This is a genomic window from Enterococcus sp. 3H8_DIV0648 (assembly GCF_002140655.1).
Taxonomy (GTDB): domain Bacteria; phylum Bacillota; class Bacilli; order Lactobacillales; family Enterococcaceae; genus Enterococcus_A; species Enterococcus_A hulanensis.
In genome coordinates this window covers 510688-523130 of record NZ_NGLG01000001.1, presented here as the reverse complement: position 1 = coordinate 523130, position 12443 = coordinate 510688, and the positions used below count along the sequence as shown (strand labels likewise).

General features: G+C 40.0%; 15 protein-coding genes. 6 read left to right on the top strand and 9 right to left on the bottom strand.

Features of this window, described 5'->3' with window-relative positions:
* Positions 1 to 337 precede the first annotated feature (337 nt).
* The 5 genes from A5875_RS02375 to A5875_RS02355 are packed head-to-tail and all read right to left on the bottom strand — an operon-like array spanning position 338 to position 4717.
* Positions 338 to 1408, bottom strand: a complete 1071-nt coding sequence (locus A5875_RS02375) for an ABC transporter substrate-binding protein (RefSeq protein WP_088932125.1) — start codon at positions 1406 to 1408, stop codon at positions 338 to 340.
* A complete protein-coding gene (locus A5875_RS02370) occupies positions 1405 to 2250 on the bottom strand; it encodes an ABC transporter permease (RefSeq protein ID WP_088932124.1) in 846 nt (281 codons plus the stop codon). Before A5875_RS02370 ends, A5875_RS02375 begins: the two co-directional genes overlap by 4 nt.
* The gene (locus A5875_RS02365) at positions 2247 to 3056 is read right to left on the bottom strand and encodes an ABC transporter permease (RefSeq protein WP_088932123.1); all 810 of its coding nucleotides are present in this window, start codon (positions 3054 to 3056) and stop codon (positions 2247 to 2249) included. The genes A5875_RS02370 and A5875_RS02365 overlap by 4 nt, the downstream gene beginning before the upstream one ends.
* Positions 3057 to 3071: 15 nt before the next feature.
* Positions 3072 to 4160, bottom strand: a complete 1089-nt coding sequence (locus tag A5875_RS02360; protein ID WP_088932122.1) for an ABC transporter ATP-binding protein — start codon at positions 4158 to 4160, stop codon at positions 3072 to 3074.
* A gap of 14 nt (positions 4161 to 4174) precedes the next feature.
* Positions 4175 to 4717, bottom strand: a complete 543-nt coding sequence (locus A5875_RS02355; RefSeq protein ID WP_088932121.1) for a helix-turn-helix domain-containing protein — start codon at positions 4715 to 4717, stop codon at positions 4175 to 4177.
* Between the two features lie 357 nt (positions 4718 to 5074).
* Between A5875_RS02355 and A5875_RS02350 the strand changes: the two genes are divergently transcribed.
* From A5875_RS02350 to A5875_RS02335, 4 genes are read left to right on the top strand one after another with little or no spacing between them, the layout of a single operon-like run.
* Positions 5075 to 6067, top strand: coding sequence for a YhdH/YhfP family quinone oxidoreductase (locus tag A5875_RS02350; RefSeq protein WP_088932120.1), 993 nt, complete (start codon positions 5075 to 5077; stop codon positions 6065 to 6067).
* Positions 6067 to 6792, top strand: coding sequence for a phosphopantothenate--cysteine ligase (locus A5875_RS02345; RefSeq protein ID WP_088932119.1), 726 nt, complete (start codon positions 6067 to 6069; stop codon positions 6790 to 6792). Before A5875_RS02350 ends, A5875_RS02345 begins: the two co-directional genes overlap by 1 nt.
* Positions 6789 to 7331, top strand: coding sequence for a phosphopantothenoylcysteine decarboxylase (gene coaC, locus A5875_RS02340; protein WP_088932118.1), 543 nt, complete (start codon positions 6789 to 6791; stop codon positions 7329 to 7331). Before A5875_RS02345 ends, coaC begins: the two co-directional genes overlap by 4 nt.
* Before the next feature lie 3 nt (positions 7332 to 7334).
* The gene (locus tag A5875_RS02335; protein WP_088932117.1) at positions 7335 to 7958 is read left to right on the top strand and encodes an ECF transporter S component; all 624 of its coding nucleotides are present in this window, start codon (positions 7335 to 7337) and stop codon (positions 7956 to 7958) included.
* 46 nt (positions 7959 to 8004) lie between these two features.
* Here the strand turns inward: A5875_RS02335 and murB are convergent, their stop codons facing one another.
* Both murB and A5875_RS02325 read right to left on the bottom strand, forming a co-directional pair.
* Positions 8005 to 8958, bottom strand: coding sequence for a UDP-N-acetylmuramate dehydrogenase (gene murB, locus A5875_RS02330; protein ID WP_277989418.1), 954 nt, complete (start codon positions 8956 to 8958; stop codon positions 8005 to 8007).
* 40 nt (positions 8959 to 8998) lie between these two features.
* The gene (locus tag A5875_RS02325; protein ID WP_088932116.1) at positions 8999 to 9910 is read right to left on the bottom strand and encodes a Gfo/Idh/MocA family protein; all 912 of its coding nucleotides are present in this window, start codon (positions 9908 to 9910) and stop codon (positions 8999 to 9001) included.
* Positions 9911 to 10058: 148 nt separating this feature from the next.
* On the opposite strand from A5875_RS02325, the gene A5875_RS02320 reads away from it, so the two are divergent.
* Positions 10059 to 10814 carry an exodeoxyribonuclease III gene (locus tag A5875_RS02320; RefSeq protein ID WP_088932115.1) on the top strand — a complete coding sequence of 252 codons (756 nt, stop codon included), beginning with the start codon at positions 10059 to 10061 and terminating at the stop codon, positions 10812 to 10814.
* 76 nt (positions 10815 to 10890) lie between these two features.
* Complete coding sequence (locus A5875_RS02315; protein ID WP_088932114.1) at positions 10891 to 11424, top strand: 3'-5' exonuclease; 534 nt, start codon at positions 10891 to 10893, stop codon at positions 11422 to 11424.
* A gap of 23 nt (positions 11425 to 11447) precedes the next feature.
* On the opposite strand, the gene A5875_RS02310 is transcribed toward A5875_RS02315, so the two are convergent.
* Complete coding sequence (locus A5875_RS02310; protein ID WP_088932113.1) at positions 11448 to 11969, bottom strand: GNAT family N-acetyltransferase; 522 nt, start codon at positions 11967 to 11969, stop codon at positions 11448 to 11450.
* Positions 11962 to 12432: a tRNA (adenosine(37)-N6)-threonylcarbamoyltransferase complex ATPase subunit type 1 TsaE gene (gene tsaE / locus A5875_RS02305; RefSeq protein WP_088932112.1), complete on the bottom strand. Its 471-nt coding sequence runs from the start codon at positions 12430 to 12432 to the stop codon at positions 11962 to 11964. Before tsaE ends, A5875_RS02310 begins: the two co-directional genes overlap by 8 nt.
* Positions 12433 to 12443 lie beyond the last annotated feature (11 nt).

Here is a 12443-nt window from a genome sequence, read left to right as displayed (position 1 = left end):
AATCAGATAGCTAAAAACTTTTTACGAAAATAAAAAGAGTACATCCATTTTAGAGAATGTACTCTAAAAAACCTATTCAATTTTAACTTTTGTTAGTGGCTAACTGTAATTTCTTCTCCTTTAAAACACTGTATTTGAGCAATTCTGTAGATCACATAAAACAAAACAGATATTTCCAAAGAAAAAAATTAACAACCAAAAGTCCCTCTAGCCCTTTATTCCCAACAGTTACAGCGATTTTCCCTCTGGTAGAAAATTGGAAAACAGATAGTAAAAAAGGCCGTTTATTCCTCTTTTTTGTTGCTGATTTAACGCCTTTTTTAACTGAGTTTTCCTATTATTTCCTGTACATCTTAAATTCTAAATACAGATCATTATAAATCCCCAAATACTTCGGACCTAGATCTTTATACACTTCCAAATGGCTAATCGTTTCATCATCGGGATAAAACTGCTTATCGCCAGAAATACTTTTTGGCAGCATCGCCAACGCCTTTTTGTTTGGTGTGGAATAACCGATGTATTCTGCATTTTGCTTGGCATTTTCTGGTTTCAACATAAAGTTGATGAAATCATAAGCTCCTGCTTGATTTTTAGACGTCTTAGGGATCACGATATTATCAAACCACAGATTTGAACCTTCTGGCGGAATCACGTAATGCAGATGCTCATTCTCCGACATCATATCCGCGGCCTCACCAGAAAAAGTTACCGCCACCGCACTTTCTTCATTGGCCATATACATTTTGATTTCATCGGCAACGATCGCTTTAACATTTGGAGTCAGACTGCTTAATTTCTTGATGGCTTGATTCAATTGTGCCATATCCTTGCTATTGATCGAATAGCCCAAAGTTGTTAATGAAAGTCCCATAACCTCCCTAGCACCGTCAATCAGCATGATATTATTCTTTAATTCTGGCCGCCATAGATCGTCCCAATGTTTTATTTTATCACCAGCGACGAACTTATCGTTGTAAACAATCCCTAACGTTCCCCAAAAATATGGAATCGAATAGTTGTTATCACGATCAAAATCCAAATCTAAAAAACGAGAATCGATATTTTCTAAACCTTGAATCTTTGAATGGTCCAGAGGAAGCAGCAACTTCTCTTTCTTCATTTTCTGAATCATGTACTCACTAGGAATGGCGATATCATACGCCGTTCCGCCTTGTTTAATCTTCGCTTCCATCGCTTCGTTGGAATCAAAGGTTTCGTAATTAACCTTGTAGCCATATTCCTTTTCAAATTGTTTGAGCAGTTCAGGGTCAATATAGTCCCCCCAATTGTAAATATTCAACACTTTGGAGCTGGCATTAGACGAATGGTTCAAACGAACGACCATAAAGCTCAGCAGGAGAATGATGGCAACAACACCGATAAAGAGTGATTGTAATTTTCTCATTTGAGTACTGCCACCTCCTCAAATTCGCGTTTGCGTTTCCGAGCCTTTTTCGACGTGTCGCGGCTGATAAAGTAATAACCAACAACTAATAGTAGTGAGAAAATAAAGACAAGTGTGGATAGCGCATTGATCTCTAAACTAATTCCTTGTCGTGCTCGCGAATATATCTCCACAGAAAGAGTCGTAAAGCCATTTCCTGTTACGAAAAATGTTACCGCAAAGTCATCCAGCGAATAAGTAAAGGCCATAAAATACCCTGCAATAATTCCTGGAGTTAAAAACGGCAATATGATATTCGATAAAACTTGAAAGTTATTGGCACCCAAATCACGAGCTGCATCAATCATGGAGTCATTCATTTCCTTCAATTTTGGCAGTACCATTAATACCACGATTGGGATACTAAAAGCGATATGCGAAAGAAGAACACTAACAAAGCCCAGCTGGAAGTTTTTCAAAACACCGCCAAGCATCGTAAATAGAATCAAAAAACTGGCACCAATAATAACATCCGGAGATACCATCAAAATATTGTTTAGACCCAACAGAACATTTCGCGAATTGCGTTTTCGCGTATAATAGATCCCCATCGCGCCAAAAGTTCCAATCACTGTCGCCAGCAGCGCTGACAAAAAAGCTAATACAAAGGTTTGCACTACAATACTGATCAAACGCCGATCTGAGAACAGACTTTGATAATGCTCCCAAGTAAAGCCGGTGAAAGAACTCATATTTCCGCCTTGATTAAAGGAGTAAAAAATCAAATAAAAAATCGGGATGTATAACAAAACAAACACAAAAATCAAATAGAGTGTTGACCAAGAAAATTTCCTTCTTCTCATTTCACCCGACCTCCTTTACGTTTTTCACCAGTCAGCATCATTACGATAAACATCGCAACAATCAAAATCACACCGATCGTAGAACCCATGCCCCAATTTTGAGTGACTAAGAAGTGCTCTTCGATCGCTGTTCCTAGGGTAATCACTCGATTTCCGCCGATCAAACGCGTCAACATGAATAGAGATAGTGATGGAATGAAGACAGCCTGCACACCACTTTTGACCCCATTCAATGAAAGCGGAAAAATCACGCGGCGGAAAGTATCAAAATTATTCGCCCCCAGATCGCGACTCGCACTGATCAAAGAAGGATTGATTTCCTCCAAAGCGTTAAAAATCGGCATGATCATAAACGGCAGCTCGATATAAGCAGCCACAAACATAAAACTAAAATCCGTGAACAACAGCTGCTTTTGCCCAATTCCAATAAAACTTAAAAAGTCATTGACCGAACCATTCGCGCTAAAGATTCCGATAAACGCGTAAGCCTTCAGCAATAGATTGATCCAAGTTGGCAAAACAACGAGTAGCAGCAGCAATTGACGATGCTTTAGTTTAGATAAAAAGTACGCTGTCGGATAGCTGATCAACAGCGTCATCAACGTAATCAAAAAAGCAAACAACACGGAATTGACCGTCATCATCAAATACGTTTTTGATGTCAAATAAGTATGGTAATTCATTAAAGTAAAATTCCCGTGCATGTCAAAAAACGACTGGTACACGATCAACATTACTGGCGCAATTACAAAAAACAACAACCAAAAAAAATAAGGGATCGAATAAAAACGACGCATACTTTTCATTGTCTACTTCCCTCCCTAATCTTCGTAGCTGTCTAAGCGCGCTTCGAAATCTTCTTCACTTTCATTAAAGCGCATCACATGGATATCTTCCGGTTCAAAATGCAGGCCAACCTTGCTGCCTTTCTTGGCCTTTCTCGTCGAATGAACCATCCATTCATTGCCGTCCGCATCAATACAGTTCATCTCATAGTGAACCCCGCGGAACAATTGCGTATCGACAGTCACCACTAATTTTCCATTCTCAGGTGTCGTTAAGGTCAAATCTTCCGGCCGCAAAACAACTTCGACCGGTTCATTCGGACGCATCCCGCCATCGACGCACTCGAATGTTTTCCCGACAAATTTGACTAAATTATCTTCTACCATTTCACCAGCAACAATATTGCTCTCACCAACAAAGTCCGCAACAAAATGATTGATTGGTTCATCATAGATATCAACAGGTGTTCCGCTTTGAACGATCTTCCCCTTGTTCACAACAAAAATCTCATCACTCATAGCCAGTGCTTCTTCTTGGTCATGAGTCACGAAGATAAAGGTAATGCCCAAGCGTTTTTGCAAGGCACGTAGTTCATATTGCATATCTGTCCGTAATTTTAGATCCAAGGCGGATAATGGTTCATCTAATAGTAGAATTTTCGGTTCATTCACGATGGCCCGCGCAATCGCAACCCGTTGACGCTGTCCACCAGACATTTCGGTAATTTCACGATTCTCATAGCCAGGCAGTTGAACCAGCTTCAAAGCCTCTAGGACTTTCTTTTCAATTTCCTTTTTTGACAGCTTTTTGATTTTCAACCCAAAAGCAACATTCTCAAAAACATTCATATGAGGAAACAGCGCATAATCTTGGAATACTGTATTGACTTGACGTTTATTAGCAGGAATATCATTCATCCGTTTTCCTTCAAAAAAAATATCCCCCTCGCTCACATCTGTAAAACCGGCAATAATTCTTAGGATCGTGGTTTTTCCACAGCCGGAAGGTCCTAATAATGTATAAAAGCGACCTTCTTCGATATCAAAATTTATTTTTTTCAATACGGGATCATCATCGTCGTATCGTTTGATTACATCTTTAAAAGAGATAATTGTGTTTGGCATGACTTCACGTCCTTCTATAAGTAAGATTCTGTGGCGACGATCAAAACTTTACTGATTCCTGACGCCTGATTTTGTAACCGATGCGGTTTACTGGCTTCGTAATAAATACTTTCACCTTTTTCCGCCTCATATAATGTTTCACCGAACTGTAAGGCTACCTTGCCCTCTAATACATAAATGAACGTCTCAGACAATGAAGGCGTAAATTGCTTATACTGGCCTTTTCTATCCAGTGTCAATAAAATCGGCTCCATTTCCTTTTCGTTCGATTCAGGAATCAACCATTTAATCTGGTAGCCGTGTTCTTCATCGCTGTAAAAAGTTGTGTCTTCCTCTTTATAAACAATTTTTTGATCATTCGTCTTTTGCTTAAAAAATTCAGCTGGTGTAACACCTAAAACTTCTAAAATATCAAAAAAAGTCTCCATAGAAGGAGAACTCAGATCACGCTCTAATTGAGAGATGTATCCCTTGGATAAATCGGTTCGTTCCCCTAGCTCCTCTTGTGTTAAATTTTTTTGAATTCGTAAGTTGCGCAGCTTCTCACCAATATCCATAGTCTCACTCCCTATTCGTAATCATTTTCTTCAGAAAATAGGACTAAGCCGCAGTCCTTTGATCTTTTTCACAATGTTTGCTAATAGTAAACTTATTGTTTAATAGCACTATTCAAGTATACGAACTTTCTACTAAAAATCAAGCATTTAAAACCATTTTCTTAGGAGAGTTTTATGGAAATAAAAGAGAAAAGAAATTTGCTTTTTCCTTCATTTTCGCTAAGATAGTAGTAACCGATTTTACGAGTCTAACGTCTCACAGGTTACTCTATTTAAGAAGGATATAAAACTTTTTATACAAATGGGATTTGTCCCAATCGAAAACAAACCATTAAAAGAGAATCAGGAGGATGAAACATGACTGAGTATCGCCGTTTACGTGTAATGAATGATGAAAACCTTCACACAGAGATTGAGGCTTTTTCTAAACCAGAAATTGAAGAAAATGAAGTATTGATTGAAGTGAGTTATTCCGGAATCAATTATAAGGATGCCTTGGCAACTAAAGCCAACACGGGCGTATTACGTGATTATCCAATGACACCTGGAATCGACTTGTCAGGAAGAATCATCGCTACGAAAGATGCGCGTTATGATGTGGATGATCAAATCTTAGTGACTGGTTACGGATTAGGTGTCAAACAAGATGGCGGTTTGAGTGATTTAGAAGTGGTCCCTGCTTCTTGGGTCGTTAAACTCCCAGAAAATTTGTCCCCAAAACAAGCAATGACTTTCGGAACTGCCGGCTTTACAGCCGCTTTATCTGTAGATGCTTTGGAAAATCATGGACTTAACAAAGACAGTCGAGTTCTTGTTACGGGTGCAACTGGCGGTGTCGGCGGTTTTGCTCTGCACTTTCTCAAACAAATCGGCTGCAAAGAGATCGTTGCTTTAAGTCGCAAGAGTGATCAAAGCGATTATTTGAAAGAATTAGGCGCGACTTCTGTTCTCTCACCTGCTGAATTGTTTCCCGAGAAGAATCGTCCATTAAATAAACAGCTCTTTGATTATGTAGTCGATACTGTTGGCGGTGATACGCTTGCTCAAGTCCTTCCTTTTGTTAACTACGGCGGCAGCTTGGCCCTTTGCGGAAATGCCGGCGGAATCAAGTTGAATACAACGGTCTTGCCTTTTATTTTACGTGGCGTTAACTTATTAGGTATCGACTCGGTTGAAGCATCGATGGAACAACGACAAAAGCTTTGGAATAAAATGGCAAATGAATGGTCTCTGCCAGCCAACTTCAAAGTTCAGCAAATTGAATTAGAGCAAGTACAAGAAACAGCTGATGCTCTGCTAGCAGGAAAGCATGTAGGACGTACGATTGTTGCTTTAGGAGGAAAAAATTAGTGAGAATCCTAATTACTTCAGGCGGTACTTCGGAGAAAATCGATGATGTGCGCGCCATTACCAATCATTCCAGCGGAAAATTAGGCAAGGCGATCGCAGAAAGCTTTGCCAAAGAAGGTGTAGTGATCGACCTGATCACCACCCGTAACGCTGTCAAACCAGAAGGAAAAATGATTCACTTTCATTTGATTGATTCAACGGCTGATTTAGAAAGAACCTTAAAAGATTTAATGACTACTAATACTTATGATGCGGTCATTCACAGCATGGCTGTCAGTGATTTTACCCCTGAAAGCTCGGTCACTCTTGAAGATTTAGAATCAGCGATTGCCAAAAAACCTGCTGATTTGCCGAAAGCTTTAGTTGATATTGCTAATGAACGGACAGAGAAAAAGATCTCTTCCGACACCGATCATTTAGTAGTTGTCTTAAAGAAAAATCCAAAAATTATTTCTTTGATCAAAAATTTGCAACCCAAAACGATCTTAGTTGGGTTTAAACTATTGGTTGACGTACCGATGATCGAATTACTCAATGTTGCCAAAGCGAGTCTCGAAAAGAATCACGCTGATTTTATCTTAGCCAATGATTTAACTGAGATTCGCGGTGAGAAACATCATGGCTACCTCATCAATAAACAGCACAAAGTCAAAGAAGCACACACAAAAACGGAAATCGCTGAACTGATTAAAGAAGAAGTCATGAAACTGGAGGAAGTAAAATGAAAAACATTTTATTAGGTGTCAGCGGAAGTATCTCTGCCTATAAAGCGGCCGACATTACCAATCAATTAACTAAACTCGGCTATAACTTAGATGTCGTAATGACCAAAAGCAGCACAGAATTTATTACACCCTTAACGATTCAATCATTGTCACATCGCCTTGTTCATCTTGATGTAATGGAAGAACCCGATGCGGCCTTGATTAATCACATTGCACTAGCAAAAGCAGCTGATCTATTTTTAGTTGCGCCTGCATCTGCAAATATCATCGGAAAATTAGCTAATGGCATCGCAGATGATCTATTGTCAACGGTAGCTCTAGCGTTGCTGCCTGATACACCAAAAATTATCGCACCAGCAATGAATACTTATATGTATCAAAATCCAATCGTTCAACGAAATCTAGCGACACTAAAAGAAGTCGGCTATCAAGAAATTGAGCCAAGAGAGGCTTTGTTGGCTTGCGGCGATTATGGGCGCGGGGCTTTAGCAGATATTTCTGAAATCGTTCATATTGTAAATTCGACACTGAAGGAGTAACTAATGAAAGAGAAAAATGTAAGAAACTTTACTTTGACCGCGATGTTTTTAGCAATCATGATTATCTTAGCGGTCACTCCCCTTGGCTTTATCCCAATTGGTCCAATTAATGCGACAACGATGCATATCCCAGTCATTATTGCATCGATCGTATTAGGACCTCGTATCGGTGCCGGTCTAGGCGCAGTCTTTGGCGTTATCAGTCTAGCCAGAGCAACGGTTATTATCACGCCGATGTCCTTTGTCTTTTCGCCTTTTATCGCCAATCCATTGACGAATCAGGGTGACTGGCGGGCTGTCATCGTAGCAATTATTCCTCGTATTTTAATTGGTGTTGTCCCTTACTTCGTTTATAAAGGACTTCACCGCTTGATGAAAGAAAAAGCACGACCTGTTAGCCTGTTCATTGCCGGTGTAGCTGGTTCATTGACGAATACGATTTTAGTGATGAACCTAATCTTTTTCTTCTTTAAAGACAGCTATGCGAATGTTTTACAAGTCACTGCGGATGCCGTTTACGGCGTCATCTTAGGCATTATTTTCGGGAGTGGTTTAGTCGAAGCCATCGTGGCCGGTATAGCAACAATGGGTGTATCAGCCGTTTTATTACGATTAATGAAAAAATAGAAAAATGCTAGCTAGAAGTCAAAAATGATTTCTAGCTAGCATTTTTTTATTGTTTAGGTTCTTCGCCAAGGATACGGACTTCTGTTTCCAAGGTCACATCGAATTTTTCTTTAATCGTCTTTTGGATATGAGCGATCAATTCGATATAATCCGTCGCTGTCGCGTCGTTGATGTTCACGATGAAACCAGCATGTTTTTCAGAGATTTGTGCTCCGCCCCAAATCAAGCCTTGCAACCCTGCATCTTGGATTAATTTTCCAGTAAAATGTCCAACTGGGCGTTTAAAGACACTTCCACAAGAAGGATATTCCAGCGGCTGTTTCAATTCACGCAATTCCGTTAATTCGGTCATGCGTTTTTCGATTTGGTCATGATCACCAGGTGTCAGCTTGAAGTTGGCGCTTAGTACGATCGCCGGTTGATCTTGAATTGCTGAATGGCGATAAGAAAAATGCATTTGCTCTTTGTGCCAAGTTTCAAATGTTCCGTCAGCTAGTAACACGTCCACGGACTCAAAGACATCTTCCAATTGTCCGTCATAAGCCCCTGCATTCATGAAAACCGCTCCGCCGATACTTCCGGGAATGCCGCAAGCAAATTCAAAGCCGGTCAAAGAATGATCCAAAGCCACGTATGTCGTGTCGATCAATTTTGCTCCAGCTTGAGCAGTAATCGTAGTTTCTTCCACACGAATCGTAGTCATATCGGTCAGCATGATCACCACACCACGGATTCCGCCATCTTTGACAATCAGATTGCTGGCGTTTCCTAAAACAATCCATGGAATATCGTTCGCTCGACAATAATCGACCAAAGCTTTCACTTCTTCGTTATCTTTCGGAAATGCTAGAGCGTCTACAGGTCCGCCGGTTTTTGTAAAAGTATAATTCATTAAAGGTTCATCCAAAAGGATTTTCAAATTAGGTAATGCATTCGTTAAGTCTATTGTTTTCACTTTGATAAGCCTTTCTCGTTCACAACGGGTAAATTTTTCAAACATCCTTGCTATTTTAGCACGCGACAAAAAAACTTGCCACCCCCTATAGCTGATGGCGAACGTGCTGGCGCAGCATTTGCTCACACAGCTCATGACTTAATAACACATTCTCTTGACGCAAATCAACTTCTTCGCCCTTTAATGCTGCAATAAAATGGATCACCAATTGTTCAAATCCGCGTTTCTCCAAAGTAGTTGTCCAATCGCCAAATCGTTGACTCTCTTCAGTCTGGCCGCGCTTGATTTTTAATTCTGTTAATTGATCTAAAATCATCGTTTGTTTAGGTGAGCTGATTTGATAACGTTCCATTTTTCCGCCGCTCATCAGATCCATCGACAAGATACATTCCGCTGTCGCAGTTGAAAGCTGCATTTGCGCGTAGGTCATCTGTCCAGCCTCTTCACGAATTTTGGAATGAACGCTCATGACCTCATCGTCCAATAAGTAAACCGCCGTATCTACCAAATGGATAAACAAATCGTAGATACCATACTGTGTGTTCATCGCATGATTTGGTTCATTTTTTTCTAAATGAATAATATGCTTTTGGGGAAGCTGTTTTAATTGTTCGACCATCGGTGCAAATCGCCGATTAAATCCTACCATGAACAGAAGCTCTCTTTCCTTCGCCAATTTCTGCAGCTCTTGCACTTCCTGTAATTTCTCGCTAACAGGCTTATCGATAAAAACGGCAACCCCCGCTTCTAAACATTTCTTAGCAATTTCAAAATGAACCTTCGTTGCCACATGGATAAAGCATGCATCGATTTTTTCCGCTAATAACTCATCGATTGTTGCAACGGTGTTTTCAAAATTGTATGCTTCCGCAATTTTTTGACGTACCTCTTCCGTGCGAGTCGCAAAAATAAATGTCGCTTCTTTACGCATTTTCGCGTACGTTGGTAAATAGGCTTTTTGTGCGATTCCGCCGATGCCGATAACTCCGATTTTCATAAGTAAGACTCCTTTTTTATATTAATAGATTTATTTACTGCACATAGCCTTGCGAGACAAGTTCAGTAGAACTGGCAACCTGCAGCTTTGCTTTCTTTCTTTTTTTCGTTACAATTAACTCATCATTGAATAGATGGAGGAATGAACTGTGAAATTAATTTCTTGGAACGTCAACGGGCTGCGTGCTGTGATGAAAAAGAATTTTATGGATGTTTTTAACGAATTAGATGCTGATTTTTTCTGCTTGCAAGAAACCAAGTTACAAGCCGGACAGATCGAAATGGACTTGCCGGGCTATTATGAATATTGGAACTATGCAGAGAAAAAAGGCTATTCTGGTACTGCTATCTTCACCAAACACGAACCAATGAATGTGATCTATGGTCTTGGTATAGATGAACATGACCAAGAAGGCCGTGTCATTACGTTGGAATATCCTGAATATTACGTAATTACCTGCTATACACCCAACTCGCAAAATGAGTTGAAACGTTTAGACTATCGTATGACTTGGGAAGAAGCCTTCTTGAACTATCTAAATGGATTGAAAGAACAGAAACCGGTCATTTTCTGCGGCGATCTAAATGTTGCTCATGAAAACATCGATTTAAAAAATTGGAAAACAAATCAAAAAAATGCCGGCTTTACTCCGCAAGAACGGGAAAAATTTAGTATCTTATTAGAAAGTGGCTATATCGATACTTTCCGCCATTTTTATCCAAATCAAGAAGGCATCTATTCTTGGTGGAGCTATCGCTTCAACGCTCGCAAAAATAATGCTGGATGGCGGATTGATTACTTCGTCGTTTCTGATGACCTTAAAGAAAAATTACAAGATGCTAAAATTCATACCGAAATTATCGGCAGCGACCATTGCCCAGTAGAATTAGATATCAATCTTTAAAAAGTTTGAAGCTTTTCCTGCAAGACTTTCGCCGCTGAAAAAAATATGTTAAAACAATGGCGAAGAGGTGAACCTGTTGAATTTTATCGCAATGGACTTTGAAACTGCCAACTACCAAGCTCATAGCGCTTGTTCGCTGGCACTCGTAATGGTAAAAAACAGCCAAATTGTCGGTGAATATTATTCACTGATCAAACCAGAAACCGAATTTTTCTGGAAAAATATCCAGATCCATGGAATACATCCTGAAGATGTTGAAGATGCACCAAAATTTCCTGAGGTTTGGCAAGAAATTCAGCATTATTATCAAAACAACCGTTTGATTGTCGCTCACAATGCCGGCTTTGATACAAAAGTTCTAGCTGGCTGTCTCGATTATTACCATATAGAGCAGCCATCGTATCTTTCACTTTGTACCGTTCGAACGAGTCGACGGCTGTTTCCAGAAATGCCGAATCATCGACTAAATACGGTTTGTGAGGAACTGGAGATTCCACTTGAGCATCACCATGATGCCTTAGAAGATAGTCGAGCCTGTGCCAAAATTTTACTTTATCAAGAGGATCATTTTGGTGTCGATCCGCTAAAAAAATTAGTATTACCAATGTAAGCGAAGCGCTCTGCTTCGCTTTTTTAATTAATTAATTTGCTCATTAATAAGACATCCAAGAACTCACCTTGAGCATCGCGTGCTCCCCGTTTCATTGTTGCTTCGGTGACAAAATCAAACTTTTGATACAAATGGATTGCCCGCTCGTTTCTTTTTTGAACAGTCAATTCTAAGCGCCGCAGCGGTGACACGTTCTCGCTCCAATAAATCACTTCATCCAATAAAGCCGTTCCTAATCCGATTCCCCAGAAATCTTTTAACACACTGATGCCAACCTCACCAATATGCGATACAGTAAATTCTGGTGCCGATTTAACTGAGGCCATACCGACAATTTTTTCATCCGCAAGTGCTAACAATAAAAGATTATTCTCACTCTCATATAGATCCGCAAGTTGTAGACTTAATAGCTCTTCGTTCAGTCCTAGTCCTGCTTCATCCATAATCAAAAAATCTGTTTCTTCGGCGATTTTTCGACTAACCTGTAATAAGTTTCCAGCATCATCTGGAACTGCTTCTCGTAAGGTGATCTCAACTTCACTCATTGACAGACCACGCTTCCAAAATTCGAGCTTTGAAATCCTCTGCCTGTTTTCCATTTGCGTTTAAATTCACTCGACGCAAATTTTCATCCTGATCATCTTTAGTTAAAATCAATTCTAAATAATCCTCCGGCATGTATTCTCCTAACTGTTTCCCCCATTCAATTACTGAAAGACCATCCCCTTCAAAATAATCGTCCAAACCTAAATCATCCGCACCAGACTCGATGCGATAAACATCCATATGATAAAGCGGCAGGCTGCCCTGCTGATATTCACGAATAATCGTATATGTCGGACTTTTGATCATCTGATCAATCCCTAATCCGAGAGCGATTCCTTTGGTTAACGTCGTTTTCCCCGCCCCAAGGTCGCCAGTCAACACCAAATTATCACTGGGTGTCGCTGCTGCGCCAATCATTTTTCCTAGCTTTTCTGTCGCTGCTGTATCTGCTAACGTTATCACGCTATTTCCCC